The 17988-nt window shown below is 71.3% G+C and carries 18 protein-coding genes and 1 pseudogene; 12 read left to right on the top strand and 7 right to left on the bottom strand.

Translation table 11 applies throughout. The annotated features are described in order from the left end of the window. The 8 genes from ABZ749_RS09670 to ABZ749_RS09635 form a co-directional block, all read left to right on the top strand. A partial coding sequence (locus ABZ749_RS09670) for an FAD binding domain-containing protein (RefSeq protein WP_357225194.1) occupies window positions 1-584 on the top strand: 584 nt, incomplete at its 5' end. Between the two features lie 2 nt (window positions 585-586). Continuing rightward, window positions 587-1135, top strand: coding sequence for a (2Fe-2S)-binding protein (locus tag ABZ749_RS09665; RefSeq protein ID WP_357195947.1), 549 nt, complete (start codon window positions 587-589; stop codon window positions 1133-1135). After that, window positions 1132-3522 (top strand): aerobic carbon-monoxide dehydrogenase large subunit, encoded by a 2391-nt coding sequence (locus ABZ749_RS09660; RefSeq protein WP_357225189.1) that lies wholly within the window; start codon window positions 1132-1134, stop codon window positions 3520-3522. Before ABZ749_RS09665 ends, ABZ749_RS09660 begins: the two co-directional genes overlap by 4 nt. 10 nt (window positions 3523-3532) lie before the next feature. Continuing rightward, on the top strand, window positions 3533-4399 hold the full coding sequence (locus tag ABZ749_RS09655) for an XdhC family protein (RefSeq protein ID WP_357225186.1): 867 nt from the start codon (window positions 3533-3535) through the stop codon (window positions 4397-4399). Between the two features lie 3 nt (window positions 4400-4402). Continuing rightward, window positions 4403-4978, top strand: a complete 576-nt coding sequence (locus ABZ749_RS09650) for a nucleotidyltransferase family protein (RefSeq protein WP_357225182.1) — start codon at window positions 4403-4405, stop codon at window positions 4976-4978. Beyond that, a complete protein-coding gene (locus ABZ749_RS09645; protein ID WP_357225178.1) occupies window positions 4975-5844 on the top strand; it encodes a MoxR family ATPase in 870 nt (289 codons plus the stop codon). Before ABZ749_RS09650 ends, ABZ749_RS09645 begins: the two co-directional genes overlap by 4 nt. Beyond that, a complete protein-coding gene (locus tag ABZ749_RS09640; protein ID WP_357225174.1) occupies window positions 5841-6737 on the top strand; it encodes an SRPBCC family protein in 897 nt (298 codons plus the stop codon). Before ABZ749_RS09645 ends, ABZ749_RS09640 begins: the two co-directional genes overlap by 4 nt. Beyond that, the gene (locus tag ABZ749_RS09635) at window positions 6734-7972 is read left to right on the top strand and encodes a VWA domain-containing protein (protein ID WP_357225170.1); all 1239 of its coding nucleotides are present in this window, start codon (window positions 6734-6736) and stop codon (window positions 7970-7972) included. Before ABZ749_RS09640 ends, ABZ749_RS09635 begins: the two co-directional genes overlap by 4 nt. Here the strand turns inward: ABZ749_RS09635 and ABZ749_RS09630 are convergent. The 5 genes and pseudogenes from ABZ749_RS09630 to map form a co-directional block, all read right to left on the bottom strand. Continuing rightward, window positions 7897-8853, bottom strand: a complete 957-nt coding sequence (locus tag ABZ749_RS09630; protein ID WP_357225165.1) for a LysR family transcriptional regulator — start codon at window positions 8851-8853, stop codon at window positions 7897-7899. The two genes, ABZ749_RS09635 and ABZ749_RS09630, sit on opposite strands and share 76 nt — an antisense overlap. Before the next feature lie 91 nt (window positions 8854-8944). Beyond that, a complete protein-coding gene (locus tag ABZ749_RS09625) occupies window positions 8945-9742 on the bottom strand; it encodes an FkbM family methyltransferase (RefSeq protein WP_357225161.1) in 798 nt (265 codons plus the stop codon). A gap of 35 nt (window positions 9743-9777) precedes the next feature. After that, entirely contained in the window at window positions 9778-11433 is a 1656-nt protein-coding gene (locus ABZ749_RS09620; protein ID WP_357225158.1) for a sulfatase-like hydrolase/transferase, read from the bottom strand. A 284-nt stretch (window positions 11434-11717) separates the two neighbouring features. After that, window positions 11718-12392 (bottom strand): annotated as a pseudogene (locus tag ABZ749_RS09615) (CDP-alcohol phosphatidyltransferase family protein); the annotation flags it as partial. A gap of 163 nt (window positions 12393-12555) precedes the next feature. Then, on the bottom strand, window positions 12556-13329 hold the full coding sequence (map, locus tag ABZ749_RS09610; RefSeq protein ID WP_357225155.1) for a type I methionyl aminopeptidase: 774 nt from the start codon (window positions 13327-13329) through the stop codon (window positions 12556-12558). Window positions 13330-13394: 65 nt separating this feature from the next. On the opposite strand from map, the gene ABZ749_RS09605 reads away from it, so the two are divergent. Further along, window positions 13395-13697, top strand: coding sequence for a helix-turn-helix transcriptional regulator (locus tag ABZ749_RS09605; protein WP_357225152.1), 303 nt, complete (start codon window positions 13395-13397; stop codon window positions 13695-13697). 99 nt (window positions 13698-13796) lie between these two features. On the opposite strand, the gene ABZ749_RS09600 is transcribed toward ABZ749_RS09605, so the two are convergent. Further along, on the bottom strand, window positions 13797-14969 hold the full coding sequence (locus tag ABZ749_RS09600) for a beta-propeller fold lactonase family protein (RefSeq protein WP_357225148.1): 1173 nt from the start codon (window positions 14967-14969) through the stop codon (window positions 13797-13799). 235 nt (window positions 14970-15204) lie between these two features. Between ABZ749_RS09600 and ABZ749_RS09595 the strand changes: the two genes are divergently transcribed. After that, on the top strand, window positions 15205-15600 hold the full coding sequence (locus ABZ749_RS09595) for a hypothetical protein (RefSeq protein WP_357225144.1): 396 nt from the start codon (window positions 15205-15207) through the stop codon (window positions 15598-15600). A 52-nt stretch (window positions 15601-15652) separates the two neighbouring features. On the opposite strand, the gene ABZ749_RS09590 is transcribed toward ABZ749_RS09595, so the two are convergent. After that, window positions 15653-16402, bottom strand: coding sequence for a glyoxalase (locus tag ABZ749_RS09590; RefSeq protein ID WP_357225140.1), 750 nt, complete (start codon window positions 16400-16402; stop codon window positions 15653-15655). A 166-nt stretch (window positions 16403-16568) separates the two neighbouring features. Here ABZ749_RS09590 and ABZ749_RS09585 point away from each other — a divergent pair, with 166 nt between their 5' ends. Both ABZ749_RS09585 and ABZ749_RS09580 read left to right on the top strand, forming a co-directional pair. Next, on the top strand, window positions 16569-17498 hold the full coding sequence (locus ABZ749_RS09585; RefSeq protein WP_357225135.1) for a hypothetical protein: 930 nt from the start codon (window positions 16569-16571) through the stop codon (window positions 17496-17498). Then, window positions 17495-17988 (top strand): ABA4-like family protein (locus ABZ749_RS09580; RefSeq protein ID WP_357225130.1); only part of this gene is annotated, 494 nt, incomplete at its 3' end. The genes ABZ749_RS09585 and ABZ749_RS09580, both read left to right, overlap by 4 nt.

Genomic DNA, 17988 nt, shown 5'->3' with positions numbered 1-17988 from the left:
GCCAGGTCGACCTCCCGGATCTCCCCGCGCACCCGGCGGGCGGGGGCACGCTGGGCGGCTCGCTGTGCCAGGCCGACCCGTCCGAGGACCTGTCGGCGGTCTGCACGACGCTGGACGCGCGGTGCGTGATCCGTGGCCCGGGCGGCGCGGAGCGGGTCGTGTCGATGGAGGAGTTCCACGTCGGGCCGTACGAGACGGCCGTCGCCGACGACGAGATCCTGGTCGAGATCCGGCTACCGGTACGGCCCGGCTGTGGCAGCGCGTACGCCAAGGTCGAGCGCCGGGCCGGCGACTGGGCCGTGGTGTCGGCCGGCGCGGCGGTGTGGCTCGACGGCGGCGCGATCGTCGACGCCCGGGTCGGGCTCGCGGCGGTCGGCCCCAACACCACCGGCATCCCGGCGATCTCGGCGACGCTGCGCGGGCAGGAACCCTCGGAGAGCCTCTACGAGCAGGCCGGGGCGATCGCCGCGGACAGTTGCGACCCGGTGACCGACCAGCGCGGCAGCGCGGACTACAAGCGGCATCTGGCCGCCGAGCTGACCCGGCGGACCCTGCGCCGGGCCGTCGAACGGGCGAGGAGCTGAGCATGCAGGTCACCATGACCGTCAACGACGTCGAGGTCACCCGGGAGATCGAGGGCCGGCTGCTGCTGGTGCACTTCCTGCGCGACGTGCTGGGTCTGACCGGCACGCACTGGGGCTGCGACACCAGCAACTGCGGCACCTGCGTGGTCTGGCTCGACGGCGAGCCGGTGAAGTCGTGCACGGTCCTCGCCGCGATGGCGGGCGGCCACCAGGTGCGTACCGTCGAGGGCCTCGCCAAGGGCGCCGAGCTGGACCCGATCCAGCAGGGGTTCATGCAGTGCCACGGTCTGCAGTGCGGTTTCTGCACCCCGGGGATGATGATGACCGCGCGGGCGCTGCTCGACCGCAACCCCGACCCGAGCGAGACGGAGATCCGGGAGGCGATCTCGGGTCAGATCTGTCGGTGCACGGGTTACGCCACCATCGTGCGCTCGGTCCGCTGGGCCGCCGTGGCCGAGGCGCAGGCCGCGGCCCAGGTCACCGAGACCACCGAATCAACCGAGGCTGGCGAGATCGACAACGCCGGCCAGCCCGCGGAGGCCGTCGCATGACCACTGTGCACGAGAGCGTGGACACGTTCCACGACAACGACCAGAAGCCCGTCGGGTACGGCCGGATGCTGCGCAAGGAGGACCCGCGCTTCCTGCGGGGGCGCGGCCGGTACGTCGACGACGTCCAACTGCCCGGCATGCTGCACCTCGCGATCCTCCGGTCGCCGGTGGCGCACGCCCGGATCGTCAGCATCGACACCAGCGCCGCCGAGGCGTCGCCCGGGGTGCGGGCGGTGGTGACCGGTGCGATGCTGGCGCAGCAGAACCTGGCCTGGATGCCGACGCTCTCCAACGACGTGCAGGCCGTGCTCGCCACCGACAAGGTGCGCTTCCAGGGCCAGGAGGTGGCGTTCGTCGTCGCCGACGACCGCTACGCGGCACGTGACGCGCTGGAGCTGATCGACGTCGAGTACGACGTCCTCGACCCGGTGATCGACGCGCGCCGGGCGTTGGAGTCGGACGCACCGCTGATCCGCGACGATCTGGACGGCAAAACGAACAACCACTGCTTCGACTGGGAGACCGGCGACGAGGCGGCCACCGAGGCGGTCTTCGCCCGCGCGGACGTCGTGGTCAGCCAGGATCTCGTCTACCCCCGGGTGCACCCGGCGCCGATGGAGACGTGTGGGGCGGTCGCCGACTACGACGCGGTCGACGGCAAGCTGCGACTCTGGTCGACCACCCAGGCCCCGCACGCGCACCGCACCCTCTACGCCATCGTGGCGGGCCTGCCCGAGCACAAGATCCAGGTGATCTCGCCGGACATCGGCGGCGGGTTCGGCAACAAGGTGCCGATCTACCCCGGGTACGTCTGCGCGATCGTCGCCTCGATCGTGACCGGCAAGCCGGTGAAGTGGATGGAGGACCGCTCGGAGAACCTGATCAGCACCGGTTTCGCCCGCGACTACATCATGCGCGGGGAGATCGCCGCTACCCGCGACGGCCGGATCCTCGGCATCCGTACCAACGTGCTGGCCGACCACGGCGCGTTCAACGGCACCGCCGCACCGGTGAAGTACCCGGCGGGCTTCTTCGGGGTCTTCACCGGCAGCTACGACATCGAGGCCGCGTACTGCAAGATGACAGCGGTCTACACCAACAAGGCACCCGGTGGCGTCGCGTACGCCTGCTCGTTCCGGATCACCGAGGCGGTCTACCTGGTCGAGCGGATCGTCGACTGCCTCGCCGACGAACTCGGCATGGACCCGGCCGAGCTGCGGCTGAAGAACTTCATCCAGCCGGAGCAGTTCCCATACACGACGAAGACCGGCTGGGTGTACGACTCGGGCAACTACGAGCCGACGATGCGGCTGGCGATGGAGATGGCCGGCTACGACGAGCTGCGCCGCGAGCAGGCCGAAAAGCGGGCCCGGGGCGAGCTGATGGGCATCGGCATCGCGTTCTTCACCGAGGCCGTCGGCGCCGGGCCGCGCAAGGACATGGACATCCTCGGGCTGGGCATGGCCGACGGCTGCGAGCTGCGCGTCCACCCGACCGGGAAGGCAGTGGTACGCCTCAGCGTGCAGTCGCAGGGTCAGGGCCACGAGACGACGTTCGCGCAGATCGTCGCCGAGGAGATCGGGATCCCGCCGGCGGACATCGAGGTGCTGCACGGCGACACCGACAACACCCCGTTCGGCCTCGGCACGTACGGCAGCCGTTCGACGCCCGTCTCGGGCGCGGCGGCGGCCCTGGTGGCCCGGAAGGTTCGCGACAAGGCCCGGATCATCGCCTCGGGGATGCTCGAGGTGTCGGTCGTCGACCTGGAGTGGGAGAAGGGCGCGTTCCACGTCGCCGGTGACCCGGGCAGGTCCGTCACGATCCAGGACATCGCCCTGCGCGCGCACGGCGCGGGTGACCTGCCCGAGGGCATCGAGGGTGGCCTGGAGGCGCAGATCTGCTACAACCCGTCGAACCTGACCTATCCGCACGGCGCGTACATCTGCGTGGTCGACATCGACCCCGGCACCGCGCAGGTGAAGGTCCGACGGTTCATCGCGGTCGACGACTGCGGCACCCGGATCAACCCGATGATCATCGAGGGGCAGGTGCACGGCGGCCTGACCGACGGGGTCGGCATGGCGCTGATGGAGATGATCGCGTTCGACGAGGACGGCAACTGCCTCGGCGCGTCCCTGATGGACTACCTGATCCCGACGTCCCTCGAAGTGCCCGACTGGGAGACCGGGTTCACCGTCACGCCGTCGCCGCACCACCCGATCGGCGCGAAGGGCGTGGGCGAGTCCGCCACCGTGGGGTCGCCGCCCGCGATCGTCAACGCGGTCATCGACGCCCTGAAGCCCTTCGGCGTCCGCCACGCCGACATGCCGCTGACGCCGTCGCGGGTCTGGGACGCGATGCGCGGCCAGGCCCGGCCGCCGATCTGAGGAGCCGAGGATGACCACCATCGCCGAACGCGCCCGGGAGCTGACCGACACCCGGGAGCCGTTCGTCCACGCCACAGTGGTCCGCGCGCAGGATCCGACGTCGGCGCGGCCGGGCGACGACGCCTTGATCCGGTCCGACGGCTCGATCGAGGGCTTCGTGGGCGGCGTGTGCGCGGAGAGTTCGGTGCGGGCGGCAGCCCTCGATGCCCTGCGCGACGGCACCGCCCTGCTGCTGCGGGTGCTGCCGGAAGGCGCGACCCCGTTCCCGGAGACGCCGGGGGCCCGGGTGGTGGTGAACCCGTGCCACTCCGGTGGGGCGATCGAGGTCTTCCTCCGGCCGATGCTGCCGGCGCCGGCGCTGCGCGTGGTCGGTGACACCCCGATCAGCGCCGCCGTGACGACAGTGGCCGCTTTCCTCGACTTCGACGTCGTCACCGCCGACGACAGCACCGGCTGCACCGCTGTGGTGGTGGCCGGGTTGGGCAAGGGCGAGCCGGAGGCGATCCGGGCCGCGCTCGACGCCGGCGTCGGGTTCATCGCGTTGGTCGCCAGTGGTAGACGCGGCGTGGCCCTGCTCGACGAGCTGGGCCTCACCGACGCGGAACGTGCCCGCGTCCACACCCCGGCCGGGCTGGAGATCGGCGCGCGTACGCCGGCGGAGATCGCTCTGGCGATCATGGGTGAGGTGGTCCGGGCCATCCGGGTGGACGGGTTGGCCCCGGCCACCGGCGCGCCGGCCGCCCGACCGCAGCAGGCCGTCGACCCGGTCTGTGGGATGACGGTGCTGGTCGGGGCAGAGACGCCGCACACGCGCGTCGACGGGCAGGACTTCTGGTTCTGCTGCCCCGGTTGCCTCGCGAGTTTCACGGCGGCGTGACAGGTGTTCCTGACCGGCGTGGTGCTGGCCGCTGGAGCGTCGGTGCGGCTCGGCGAGGCCAAGCAACTGCTCCCGTACCGGGGGCGGACGCTGCTCGACGCCACCCTCGACCTGGCCCGCGCGTGCGGCTTCGACCAGTTGCTCGTCACAGTGGGCGGCGCGGCGGGGGACATCCGCGACCGGGTGGACCTGACCGGCTGCCAGGTCGTGCAGAACCCGGCGTTCAGCACCGGCTGCGGGTCGTCGGTGCGCACCGCCGCGCGTGCGGTGGACCCGCGCGCCGACGCCATCGTGCTGCTCCTCGGCGACCAGCCCGGCGTCCGCGCCGCGGACGTCCGCCGGGTCGCCGCGGCCGGCACCCCGCTGGCCGTGTGCCGGTACGCGGACGGCCTGGGCCATCCCTTCCGCTTCGGCCGTGAAGTCCTGCCCGAGCTGTACGACCTGCACGGCGACAAGGCCGTCTGGAAGCTCCTGCACTCCGGGCGTCACCCGGTGACCGAGGTGACAGTCGACGGGCCGGTGCCGATCGACGTGGACACCCGGGCCGACTACGAGCGCCTGCTGGCGGGCGAGGCATGAAGGACGCCCAGGCCGTCCGGCACCGCCTCGACGCCGTCGACTACCTGGTCGACGACGGCATGGCGATGGCCCTGTTCCTGGCCTTGCGCCTCGGTCGGCCGCTGCTGCTGGAGGGCGAGCCGGGGGTCGGCAAGACCACCGCCGCGAAGGCGTTGGCCCTCGCGTTGGAGACACCGCTGATCCGGTTGCAGTGCTACGAGGGGCTCACCGCGGGTGAGGCGCTCTACGAGTGGAACTACCAGCGGCAACTGCTGGCGATCCGGCTCGCCGAGACGCACCACACCCAGCTCACCGACGCGGACCTGTTCAGCGCCGAGTACCTTCAGGAACGGCCGATCCTGCGGGCCGTACGCCACCGGGGGCCCGTCCCGCCGGTGCTGCTGATCGACGAGATCGACCGGGCCGACGACGAGTTCGAGGCGCTGCTGTTCGAGTTCCTCGGCGAGGCCGGCATCACGATCCCCGAACTCGGCACCTTCACCGCCCGGACGCCACCGGTCGTGGTGCTCACCTCCAACCGCAGCCGGGAGTTGCACGACGCGCTGCGCCGCCGCTGCCTCTACCACTGGATCGAGTACCCCGAACCGGCCCGCGCCGTGGAGATCGTCCGCCGGGCCGTACCGGGCGCGGCCGGGCCGCTGATCCAGACGGCCGTGCAGTTCGTCGGCGGCGTACGCCACCGGGAGTTGGAGAAGGCGCCGGGCATGGCGGAGACCATCGACTGGGTGGGCGCGCTGTCCGTGCTGGGTGTCACCGACCTGGCCGCCGACGGTGTCGCGCAGACCATCGGCACCATCGCCAAGACCCCCGACGACCGCGCCGTGGTCGCCGCCGCACTCGGCGCCTACCAGGAGAGTCCACCATGAAGATCACCAACGAGTTCGCGGTCACCGTTCCGATCGACCGGGCCTGGGCGGTGCTCACCGACCTGGAAGGGCTCGCGCCGTGCCTGCCGGGCGCCCAGCTGACCGACGTCGACGGCGACGTCTACCAGGGCCGGGTGCGGGTCAAGGTCGGCCCGGTCGTCTCGGAGTTCGCGGGCACCGCCCGCTTCGTCGAGAAGGACGACGCCGCCTATCGCGGGGTGATCGACGCGAAGGGCCGTGACGCCCGCTCGACCGGCACCGCATCCGCGCTGGTCACCGCCCATCTGCGGCCGGACGGCGACCGGACGCTGGTCAGTGTGGACACCGACCTGAAGATCTCCGGCAAACTGGCTCAGTTCGGCAGCGGCATGATCAAGGAGGTGTCGGGCAAGCTGCTGGCCCAGTTCGTCGCGAACCTGGAGGCCAAGCTCGCCGCCGAACCGCCGGCCCCGCATCCGAACGCCCAACCCGTGGCGGCCACGTCCGCCGCGCCGCCCGCGCCCACCCCGCCGGCGTCCGAGTCAACCCCGGCGGCGTCCACCGCGCCGATCGAGCCAACTCCGGCCGCGTCCGCCACTGCGGTCGCCACCACGCCCAGCACCGCCGCCGTGGCACCCTCACCCGTCGAGCCGTCACCGGTCGGCTCGTCGCCGGTCTCGTCACGGCCAGGTCCGCCGTCGCCGGACGCTCCATCGCCGGACGCGCCGTCGGGCATCGCGTCGTCGGATGTCGGGCCGTCGGGCGATGCCGTCCGTGTCGCGCCAACCGCCGAGCCGGAGGCGCTCGACCTGCTCAGCATCGCCGGCGGGTCGGTCACCAAGCGCCTCGTACCGGTGGTCGTCGGTCTGGTCGCGGTCGGCGCGGTGATCGCCTGGCTGGTCGCGCGCCGGTGAGCCAGGGCGTGCTGCGCGGCGTCGACCGGGCCGCGTTCGCGGTGGCCCTCGCCAGCCGGCTGCGCCGGGCCGGGGTTCCGGCCGGGCTGACCACCGTCGACGACTTCGTCCGTGCGCTCGCCGCCAGCCCGCCCGACTCGATGTCGTCGCTCTACTGGACCGCCCGGATCAGCCTGGTGCGACGGCACACCGACGTGCCCGCGTTCGACCGGGTCTTCGCGGCGATCTTCGCGGACCCACCACCGTTGCCCCGACCGCAGCGGTCCGCGCCACCGGCCGACAGTTCCGACGACGTGTACGTCCGGGTGCCGGCCGACACCGACGACGCCGGGCCGGGCGGCGGCCTGCCCTGGGCGACACTGCCGCCGGTGGTCGCCGAGACCCCCGAACACGACACCCCGCTGCGACTGCCCGAGCGGCGCCCGAGCGCCCACACCGGGCTCGCCGACCGTCCGTTCGACGAACTCGACGGCGCTCAGGTAACGCAACTCGGCGACGCCCTGCGCGCGACCGTAGCCAGCTGGCCGACCCGACGCACCCGGCGGCACACCGTGGGGCCGGCCGGCGCCCGGATCGCGTTGCGGGCCACCATCGCCCGGTCCCGGCGTACCGGCTGGGAGCCGATAGAGGTCGTCCGCGCGCGCCCGGTACGGCGGCCACGCCGGGTCGTGCTGCTCTGTGACGTCAGCGAGTCGATGCGGGCGCAGGCCACCGCGTACCTGCACCTGATGCGGGCGTTCGCGGTGGTCGCCGACGCGGAGGTGTTCGCGTTCGCCACGACGCTGACCCGGCTCACCGTGGTGCTCGGGCACACCTCGGCGGCAGAGGCGGTCGCACAGGCCAGCGCCGCCGTGACCGACCGGTACGGGGGCACCCGGATCGCCACGAACCTGCGCGCCCTGCTCACCTCCCACCACGCGGAGGCCGTACGCGGGGCAGTGGTGGTGATCGGGTCGGACGGGTGGGACAGCGATCCACCCGCCGACCTGGCAGCGGTGATGGCCCGGCTGAGCCGCCGCGCGTACCGGATTCTCTGGTTGAATCCCCGCGCCGGCGCGCCCGGCTTCGCCCCCCGCGTCGGCGGGATGGCCGCCGCACTTCCCTACTGCGACCGGATGCTGCCGGCCGGCACCTTCCAGGACCTGCTGGTCGTCGCCCGTCAGCTCCAGAGCGTCACGTGCACCGACGGCCGGAAATGGCCGACGCTGACGCCCGCGCCGCGCATCATCGCCTGAATCGCCCTCGGCGTCGACGAGAAGCGCGACAGCTCCTCGGCTGCCGACATCGAGCCGGGGGTGGCGAGCACCTGGGCATGCCACACCGCCTCCATCGTCGCGTGCGGCCCCAGCACCTGCCCGAGCTGGCCCTGACGGATGTCCGGCGCGACGGTGAACGCGAGGGCCGGCGCCACCCCTCTGCCCCGCTTGGCCTCCCCCAGCGCGGCCGCGTGGCTCTGGAACAACTGCTGCCGCTCGTCCGGTACGGCGAGCCGGCGCAGCAGCGCCGGGACCGCGCCCCACTCGGTGGCGGCCGACGGCCCGAGCAGCCAGGTCTGTTCCCGCAGCTGCCCCGGTGACGCCGCCATGCCGGCCAGTGGATGCTCCGGACCGACGGCGATCACGAGCCGGTAGTTCATCACCGGCCGGCAGTCGATCGCGCTGTGGACGACCGACGGTTGCGGCCCGATCGCGATGTCCGCGGCGCGGGTCAACAGCAGCGACTCGAACGCCCCCGGGTTGCGCACGCTCAACTCGACGTCGAGGTCGGCGGCGCGCTTCGCGAAAAGTTCGATCAGGCCCGGCGCGGCGAACTCCGCGAACAGGCTCGACGCCGCGACCCGCAGCATCCGTCGGCCGCGCGTCGCGGCGCTGACCTCCAGGATGGTGCGGTCCTGCAGGCCCAGCAGTTCGGCCGCCCGACTTGCCAGCCGCAGCCCACCCGCTGTGAACGCGAGGCCCGCCGCCGTCCGGGCGAAGAGCTTGTCGCCGAACTCCTTGCGCAGTTGGGCGATGTGCAGCGACACCGCCGACTCGGAGACCTGAAGCTCCGCGGCGGCCTGTTTGACCGAGCCCAACCGGACCACGGCGACGTACGCGCGCAGCTGTGTCGGGGTCATCGGTCCTCTTCCCCGCGATCGCGTGGCGCGGCTCGACGTCGAGACGAACGTCGATCATCCCGCGCTGGTCCGCGCCACCGCCAGCACCCGATCAGTCGGTGGTGACCGCCTGGTTTCCGGACACGCAGTACACGTCGCCGGAGTTCGCGGCGTGCGGCAGGTCGTGCAGGTGCGTCGCCAGGTCGGTCGCGGACGTCCACCGTTGGAAGGTCATCGACTTGTCGTCGCCCACCGCGACGTCGAAGCCGTCGAAACCCAGCGCGGTCAGGCGATCGAGACACCGGTCGGCGACCGCACGCGCGATGGTGGTGAACTCGAACGACAGCGCGGGCAGCGGGCGGCTCAGGCCGGCCAGCACCTCGTCCTCGAAGCCCTCAACGTCGATCTTGGTGAAGGCCGGCACGCCGTACGTCTCGATCAGCGCGTCGACGGTGACCACCGCCACCTCGATGTCGGTGTCCCACACCTGGCCCTCCCACCCGCCCGCGCCCTCTGCCGCGAGGACGAAAGCCGGTGAGGCGGTGGACACTGTGGGGTTGGCGGAGTTGACGTGCAACCGGGTACGCCCGGGGAGCGCGCCACACGCCGCGTCGACCACTGTCACCCGGTCGTCGTCGGCGTAGATCGCCCGCAGGGCGCGCAGACACAACGGCTGCGGTTCCACAGCGACGACCCGGGCACCGAGGCGACGGAAGCTGGCGATGTGATCGCCCACGTGGGAGCCGATGTCGAAGACGAGGTCCCCGCCGCTGACGAAGCGGGAGTAGAAGGCGTCCATCCTCGCGTCCCGCTCGGGATCGCCGTAGTAGACGTCCAGCGACCGGTGCAGCAGGGACAGGGCCGGGTCGGTCCGGAGCGCGGCGATCCTGGTGGCGGTGCTAGCCGTCATCTGTCTGGGTCCAGTCCGTGAGAGAGGTGGCCGGGTCACGGTCCGAAGGCGGTCAGGAACCGGTCCCGGAAGGCGTCCATCCGCCAGACCGGCGCCTGCGGTCCGGGCTTCAGCCCGTCCTGCCAGCCCCACCCGGAGATCCGGTCCAGCACGGCCCGGTCCCGGGTGATGATCGAGATCGGCACGTCGTGGCTGGCGTTCTCGCCGGTGACGACCGCGGCGGGCTGGTGGTCACCGAGGACGATGAACACGAGGTCGTCGTCTCCGTAGGTCCGCACGTAGGAGGTGAGCGCGCCGAGGGTGTACTCGATGGACTTTCGGTAGTCCGCCCGGATCTGGGCGGTGTTGCGGCGCTTGTCGTCCGACCTGCCCGCGCCGGCCCCACGGTAGACCGCGCCGTCGCCGACGTCGGCCCAGTCGAGCAGCGGCGGGACGGGCGTCCAGGGCGCGTGACTCGACACCAACGCCAGCTCGGTCATCACGTTGCCGTCGCGCTTCGCCTGTTCCAGGCGCTGCCAGCTGGCCAGGGTGTACTGGTCGGGCGGGGTGCCGAAGCTGAACTTCGGGCCTCGGTACGCGAGCGTCCTGGCGTCGTAGAACCGGTCGTAGCCAAAGAAGGAGCCCTCCGGCCACGGCTTGGTGACGGCGGGCATCACGCCCACGGTCTGCCAGTTCGCGCGCTGGAAGGCGCGGTTGAGGGTCATCCGGTCACTGGCCAGCAGGGTGCGGTGGCGCTGGTCGTTGTCGATCCAGAGGCCGGAGAGCAGTGTGTCGTGCGCGAGCCAACTGCCGCCACCGAAGGTCGGCGAGGTGAGGAAGCCGCTCTGCGCGGCGAAACCCGCCGCGCTCAGCTGACTGGTGCCGCGGTCGAGGACCGCACCTACCCACGGCGCGAACTCCGGGTCCTCGACGGCGTCCCGGCCGTAGCTCTCCACGAAGGCGACGACCACGTTCTTGCCGCGCAGCGCGGTCAGCAGCTGGTCGCCCGGGGTGTCGCCGAACGCGTCGGCCTCGATCAGGGCGCCGAACGTCTCGCGGTCGTCGAGGCGCAGGCGCACCTGGAAGCCGTGACCGTTGGCCAGGGTGGTCGCGGAGGTGTCGGCGACCGGTACGCCCTCGACCACCCGCACGTTGAACGCGGCGCAGGCCACCCAGACGACCACCAGCGCGGCAACGACCCGGGTGGTCCCGGTGCGGTGCCGGACCACCACCCCCCGCAGTCGCCGCATCGACAGCGTGACAAGTGTCGGCAGGACCACGAGCACCACCGCCAGGGTGACCGCGGCACCGATGGCGGCGGGCCGGCCGTACGACTCGCTGAGGAAGGCGAACCCCTCGTCGAGGAGCGCCCAGTCGAGCACCGGGTCGAACGCCCGGCTCAGCGACGCGGTGAATCCCAGGTCGAGCAGCTTCAACAGGCCGAGCAGGCCGAGAGCCACGCCGGCGAGCGTCGCGACCATCCGGCTGCCACGAGACGGCAGGGCGAGCAGGAGGGCCACGACCAGCAGCGCCTCCAGGGGGATCCGCGCGAACGCCGCCGGGCTGAGCCGGCCGTAGTCGTACGGCACGGTGAGGACGAGCAGCACCAGCAGCGCGGCCAGCACAGTCGTCAGCCGGGCGGCGAAGGAGCGTTTCGGCCGCTCCTCGACGTCAGTGCCGTCGGCGGTGCCGTCCGAGACCTCGACCTCCATCGCCCTCCGTCCCTGGCTCGGCAGCCGACGTACGCGCGTCAAGAGCGACAACCCGGGCATCCTTCCATGATCTTTGTTGGTCGCGGCATCCGGGATGCTCAGACGCGGGCGGTCCCGCGTCGGGCCACGGTGACCGTGGGGCGGTCCGACCAGGGCAGCCCGTCCGGCCGGCCCGAGCCCAGCGCCGTCGCGGCGCTCGGGGCACTGTGGCTCGCCGAGCTGCCCGCGTGGACCGTCGCGGCCGGGGTGGCGTGGGTGACGGCGCGGCGGCGGTGCCGGGTCGTCCAGAGCCAGGTCACGTCCCGCCCGAACGACTCGACCAGCAGCCCCACCGACACCACCAGCACCATTGTCGTCAGCGGCGCGGGCAGCACGTCGGCCATCGCCACCGTCAACACGACGCCCTGGATCGCGGCGACGACCTTGCTCCAGTAACGCGGCGGCGCGGATCCCCGCATCCACTCCAACACCCAGGTCGCGGCGCAATAGAGGTAGCGCATCGCGCCGATCACGAGCACCCAGCCACCCACGGCGGGTGCCACGTGCAGGCAGAGCACCAGGACCAGGACGGAGTCGATCTCCATGTCGAAGCGCGCGCCGAGCTCGCCGGTGGTTCCGGTACGGCGGGCCGTGTACCCGTCGACGGCGTCGAGGGCCAACGCCACGCTGGTGAGGACGACCATCAGGGTGACCGGCGCCGACCGGCCGAACGAGTCGGCGGCCAGGGCCGTCACGCCGCCGACGAGGATCGCCCGGCTCAGTGTCACCCGGTCGGCCGGGCTGAGCGCACCCGCGCCCGAGCGGGACATCCCTCGGCTCAGCAGGGCGCACAGGACCACCCCGTACGCCAGCCCCGCCAACCAGCCCGCCGTGCCCAGACCGACCGTCTCCGCCAGCAGGGCCAGCAGGCCGATCTGCACGAGCAGTCCGATGACCGGACCAGTTCGAACCGTTGACATCGTGCCTCCGCGACTCTGGTGGGTGACCCTGACCGTCATCACGGAAAATATGACCGATCGGTTCATTCTGAACGCGACCCGCAGGGGTGGCACACAGAGACCTGCCCCTCGGCTGGCCGGTTAATCGTCAACCGTGGGTGCGGGTCGACCGCCGGGCCGTCGGTCAGGGCGCCGGCAGGGTCAGCACCTCGGCACCGTCGTCGGTGATCGCGATGGTGTGCTCGCTGTGCGCCGTCCGGCAGCCCGTCGCGCTGCGGAGGGTCCAGCCGTCGGCATCGGTGACCAGCGTGGCGGTGTCCGCCATCACCCAGGGCTCCAGCGCCAGCAGCAGCCCCGGGCGTAGCCGGTAGCCGCGACCGGGGCGCCCGGTGTTGGAGACGTGCGGGTCCTGGTGCATCGTCGATCCGACGCCGTGACCGCCGAACTCCGTGTTGACCGAGTATCCCGCCGCCGTGAGAACCGAGCCGATCGCGTGGGAGATGTCACCGATGGGAACGCCGGGGCCGGCGGCGGCGATCCCCGCCCGCAACGCGCGCTCGGTCGCGTCGATCAGCGCGACGCTCTCCGGGGGCCGCACGTCGCCCACGATGAAGCTGACGGCCGAGTCCGCGACGACTCCACGGTGGGAGACGGCGAGGTCGAGCGAGAGCAGGTCCCCGTCGGCGAGTGGGTAGTCGTACGGCAACCCGTGCAGTACGGCGTCATTCACCGACGTGCAGATGTAGTGGCCGAACGGCCCACGCCCGAAGGACGGCTCATAGTCGACGTAGCAGGACTGCGCCCCGGCCTCGATGATCATGGCCTGCGCCCACCGGTCGATGTCCAGGAGGTTGGTGCCGACCACGCAGCGGCTCTTCAGCGTCTGCAGGATGCTGGCGACCAGCGCGCCGGCGCCCTTCGCTCGCAGCACGTCGGTGGGGCTCAGGATCTCGATCATGCAGCGCCTTCCTCTGGCAACCAATAAGTATCCCGGCCATATTATCCCGGTACTAGAATCGGGGCATGGTCAGGTTGCCGCTCACTCCCGAAGAGCTCGAACGCGGACAGCGCCTCGGCGCGCTCCTGCGTCGGGCCCGTGGAGAGCGTTCGATGCTCCTCACCGCGCTGGACGCGGGCGTCTCGCCAGAGACCCTTCGAAAGATCGAGTCCGGCCGGATAGCCACCCCCGCCTTCCCGACCATCGCGGCGATCGCCGACGTCCTCGGACTCTCCCTCGACGCCGTCTGGTCGGAGATCAACACGTCGGACGGCAGCGCCGAAGTCCCCCGGCCGACGCGCACCGAGCGCGAACGGTTGGCCTCCTAGACAGGACCCGCTGGCGCAGCACGACGACGCGTTGGCCGGCGACCCACCAGACGAAGCTGGTCCCGGTCGACGAACGACCGGGACCAGCGGGTGATGCGCTCAGGAGGCGGCGATGCCCTCCATGCCGATGCCGTCGGTGAACTTGGGCAGACCCTCCACGGTGGTGACGAGATTCAGGGACCCGTCCTCGTGCACCTTGTAGCCCTGCACGTTGCCGGCGGTGGCGTTCTGCACGTACAGGAAGCCGTCGCTGGCGGTCATGTCGATCGACCCACCGTTGGTGTCGGCCGCGACGTTCTTGACGAGTTCCAGCTTGCCGTCGTCGTCGACCCGGTAGGAACTGATGGTGGAGCTGCCGGCGTTGGCGACGAAGAAGTAGTCGCCGACACGCTGGATCCAGCACGTCGCCTGCTGCCCGTTGGGCACCGACGGGCCGACCTGGTCGAGCGCGCCGTCGTCCTCCAGCTCGAACCGGCTGACCGCGTTCGCGCCCGACTCGGTGACCAGCAACGAGTCATCGGTGTCGAAGGTGAAACCGAACGGAGTGTTGCCCGCGTCGCTGATGACGGGGTTGCGGGACAGCTTGCCGTTGCGACCGATCTCGTAGCTGAACATGACGTTGGCGGCCTTTGTCGACACCAGGACGAACTCACTGTCCGGGTCGATCTTGACCTGGGCCGGGGCGGTCCCGAACGCGGGCGGGTTGCCGTTGTGCAGCCCGAGCGACCGGTTGGCGTCCTCGATCCGCGACAGGCGCCCCTTGTGCAGCTCGAAGCCCTGCACCGAGCCCTCGCCGCCGGCGTTGAGGACGTAGACGAGGCCGCCACGGGCCGCGACGCTGACCGGCAGCAGACCGCCGGACCAGATGACCTGGAGTTTGTGCAGCCTGGTGCCCTCGACGCGGAAGACCGTCACGGTGTTGCTGCCGGCGTTCACGGCGAACAGCAGTCCACGGTGGTAGGTCAGGGAGCCCTGCGAGGCCAGCGCGTCGAGCGGCGCGCCGATGGTGAAGCCGCCCAGCCCCCCGGTCTCGTACTCGCCCGCCTTGGTGAGACGGCCGTCCTCGTCGCGGTCGTACACCTTGATGGTGTTGCCCTCGGCCTTGTTGGTCTGGACGAAGACAGCGCCCTCGTCGCTGTCGTGGTGATCACCCCCCTTGCGGTCGTCGTGGTACCCGGGGCCGCCGCCATCGGCGAAGGCGGCCCCGGGGATCGATCCGATGCTGGTCAGACCTGCGAGGAGGGCTGCCGCGAGCGCGACACTGCGCTTCATCACTGACTCCTTATGCACCCGAAGGGAGGAATACGAGTTTTCCTCTCCTTGGAAACCTATCGGAGCAGCTAGGCGGGTTGGTCGTAGTTACCCTAAAGCGGTAATTCCATGTCGATTTGCGAAAACACGAGACGAACGGGCGACTGTGGCGCTCTTACGCCACAGCGCACCGGGCGCTCGGTCCGCAAACCGACGGTGATGGCGTGTCAGAACCACCGGATGGGATGCTGCGCTGGTGATTCGCCACCACGCCGTCTGGGTCGGTCTGGCGATCGGGCTGCTCACCGGCTGTTCCGAGCCGCCGTACGCACTCCCCGACCGGGACGCGGCTGAGGTGCAGGCTGAGGAGGCGCGTCTCGCGACGCTCCTCCCCGTAGAGTTGCTGGGCGGACCAGGCACCTGCGAGGTTCGGCTGCTGGGGCGAGATGGTTCTTCGTCGTTCGCCTGGGCGCACTGCGAAGCAGCACCGGGGGTCGGGATCGTCTCCGGAGTCTCCGTACCTGTCCGGGTGGACGGTGATCGCGTCACGCAGCCCGGCGATGGGAGCGAATACTCCGCGAGCGTGCGTCGCATGTTCCCGGAGCGGCTGGCGGAGAAGGTCCTCGACGACGACACCGACGTGCGGCCCTGACTGATTCGGGCGACAACACCATCGCTGAGGCCGGACGCGGCGAGGTCCGGGGTCAGCGCGGGTCGGGCCACCACGGTTCGAGGAGAGTGGGGTCGGCGACGTACTGCCCCGCCTGTGTCCGCTGCTCCGGAGTCAGCGACAGCGCCTGGAGTCGGGCGCCCCACTCGGGCACCCGGTCGGCCTTGTCCAACGCGGTGGCCAACTCGATCAGGCCGGCCAGCGCCATCGCCTGCTCGACCACCGGGGTGTCCTCGGCGCGACGGCGCATCCCCGAGTCGAGGGCCCGATAGGCCGCCCGGTCGTCCATCTTGAACTCGCGCAGGATCCGGGCGTTGTCGAGCACCCGGGCCAGCCCGTCGAGCTCCTTCGACCCGCCGTACTCCACGTCGTCCGGTTCGTCGCGCTGGATGAAGACGATGGAGTTGCCCGACGGGTCGACGATGCTGAACCGCAACGACCCGGCGCGGTAGCGGGTCATCCGAGGCAGGCCCTTGACCAGCACCTTGCCGTAGCTGCGGCGCATCGCCTCGGCGAACGCCGCGTGGTACGGCCTTACCGCGTCCACCATCACCAGGCAGCCGCCGGACTGCTCCTTGGCCGGGTCGAGATCCTTTGGCGCCGGCCCGTAGTGCAGGTCGAACCCGCTCCAGCGAAACGCCAGGTACACGTACGGCCGGGTCTGCTCGTAGGTCACCTCGAACCCGAGCGCCCGCCAGAACGCCAGGGTCTCCTCCGGGGCGGGGCAGTGCAGCAGCGGCACCGTGGTCTCGTTCGGTTGGACACGGTCCTCGTTGGTCGTCATCGTCACTCCCGGTCCGGTCGGCAGGCCGGTCATTGTGCCAGCACCACCGAGCGGCTTCGACGGGTTTCGTCTCCTACCAGGGGAGGAGGACCGCTCCGACCACCGGCCGCAACCGGGGCTCGAGGTCGGACGCGATCGGCGTACGCGGCCACGAGCATCTACAGACATGACAACAGTTCTGCGCCGGGCGACGCGCTGGAACCGCCCACTGATGTTCCTGGTATCCGTGATGGCGGTGCTCGGCGTCGTCGCCGTCGTCGGCATCCTCGTCGACCCGCGCGTCCTCACCGGGGTGCCGATCTGGCTCAAGCCGTTCAAGTTCGCGGTGTCGTTCGTGCTGTACGGCGCGACGCTCGCCTGGATGCTCTCCCTGCTGCCGCGACGCAGCCGGGCCGTCGAGACGGCGGTCGTCATCATCGTCGCGGTGGCGGTCGTCGAAAACGCGTGGATAGTCGGTCAGGTGATACGCGGGCAGGCCAGCCACTTCAACGACAGCACCCCCCTGAACACCGCGCTGTTCGCGGTGATGGGCGCGGCCATCATGGTGCTGTTCTTCGCGCACCTCGTCATCGGGATCGTGGTCCTGATCCAGCGGATTCCCGATCGGGTGGCCGCGACCGCCGTCGGCTGGGGGCTCGGCCTGTCCCTGCTGGGCATGCTCGCGGCGGTGCCGATGGCGCTGCCGATGCAGGACCCGGGGATCGAGGGGATCGGTGGGGCGCACAGCGTCGGCGTGCCCGACGGAGGGCCGGGGTTGCCGATCGTGGGCTGGAGCACCACCGGCGGTGACCTGCGGATCGGGCACTTCGTCGGGCTGCACGCCCTCCAGGCGTTGCCGATCCTGGCGATCCTGCTGACCCGGTTCGCGACGCGATTGGACGAGCGCACCCGCGTCCGGCTGCTTGCCGTCGCGGGTGCCGCGTACGGCGTACTCACCGTGTTGTTGACGTGGCAGGCGCTGCGCGGACAGCCGCTGCTGCGGCCGGACGCCGCCACGCTCGCCGCGGTCGCGGCACTGGTGGTCGCGACCGCGGCCAGCGTGACCGGCGTGGTGCTGGCCCGCCGGCGTCGCCCGGAACTGGCGCTGGCCGCGTGACCGCGACGCTGTTCTCCCTGACGTTCGCCGTGGCCGCGCCGTTCTGGGCGCTGATGATCCTGTTGCCGCGCTGGTCGTGGACCGCCCGGATCATCGCCTCGCCGCTGATCGTGCTGCCGGTCGTGGTGATCTACGCGCTGCTGGTGCTCCCGGCGTTCGGCGAGGTGCTGCCGGCCGTGGCGTCGCCGACCCTGGCCGGGGTGCGGGACCTGCTCGGCACCTCCGACGGTGCGGCGGCGGGCTGGGCGCACATGATCGCATTCGATCTGTTCGTCGGGCGGTGGGCGTGGTTGGACAGCCGGGAACGGGGGGTGCCGGCGCTGGTGATGGCTCCGGTGCTGGTGCTGACCATCCTGCTCGGGCCGCTCGGCCTGGCCGCGTACCTAGCGGTCCGGACCCGGTGGTGGCGGCGGCCGCCTACTATCCGCCGTCGCAGCGGGAGTGGGAGGAGGGCGACCGTGGGGTGCGCTGTTTCCTGTGGAGCGACGAC

Source organism: Micromonospora sp. NPDC047753 (assembly GCF_040642735.1).
Taxonomy (GTDB): Bacteria; Actinomycetota; Actinomycetes; order Mycobacteriales; family Micromonosporaceae; genus Micromonospora.
Note: the sequence above shows the minus strand (reverse complement) of the source record. Positions and strands in the feature narration are given on the sequence as shown.

Excerpts from the sequence above, each read along its gene's own strand:
- ABZ749_RS09665 (WP_357195947.1), top strand. The coding sequence starts at position 587 with ATGCAGGTCACCATGACCGTCAACGACGTCGAGGTCACCCGGGAGATC.
- ABZ749_RS09630 (WP_357225165.1), bottom strand. The coding sequence starts at position 8,853 with ATGACCCCGACACAGCTGCGCGCGTACGTCGCCGTGGTCCGGTTGGGC.
- ABZ749_RS09660 (WP_357225189.1), top strand. The coding sequence starts at position 1,132 with ATGACCACTGTGCACGAGAGCGTGGACACGTTCCACGACAACGACCAG.
- ABZ749_RS09590 (WP_357225140.1), bottom strand. The coding sequence starts at position 16,402 with ATGACGACCAACGAGGACCGTGTCCAACCGAACGAGACCACGGTGCCG.
- ABZ749_RS09585 (WP_357225135.1), top strand. The coding sequence starts at position 16,569 with ATGACAACAGTTCTGCGCCGGGCGACGCGCTGGAACCGCCCACTGATG.
- ABZ749_RS09605 (WP_357225152.1), top strand. The coding sequence starts at position 13,395 with ATGGTCAGGTTGCCGCTCACTCCCGAAGAGCTCGAACGCGGACAGCGC.
- ABZ749_RS09645 (WP_357225178.1), top strand. The coding sequence starts at position 4,975 with ATGAAGGACGCCCAGGCCGTCCGGCACCGCCTCGACGCCGTCGACTAC.
- ABZ749_RS09620 (WP_357225158.1), bottom strand. The coding sequence starts at position 11,433 with ATGGAGGTCGAGGTCTCGGACGGCACCGCCGACGGCACTGACGTCGAG.
- ABZ749_RS09600 (WP_357225148.1), bottom strand. The coding sequence starts at position 14,969 with ATGAAGCGCAGTGTCGCGCTCGCGGCAGCCCTCCTCGCAGGTCTGACC.
- map (WP_357225155.1), bottom strand. The coding sequence starts at position 13,329 with ATGATCGAGATCCTGAGCCCCACCGACGTGCTGCGAGCGAAGGGCGCC.
- ABZ749_RS09655 (WP_357225186.1), top strand. The coding sequence starts at position 3,533 with ATGACCACCATCGCCGAACGCGCCCGGGAGCTGACCGACACCCGGGAG.
- ABZ749_RS09640 (WP_357225174.1), top strand. The coding sequence starts at position 5,841 with ATGAAGATCACCAACGAGTTCGCGGTCACCGTTCCGATCGACCGGGCC.
- ABZ749_RS09625 (WP_357225161.1), bottom strand. The coding sequence starts at position 9,742 with ATGACGGCTAGCACCGCCACCAGGATCGCCGCGCTCCGGACCGACCCG.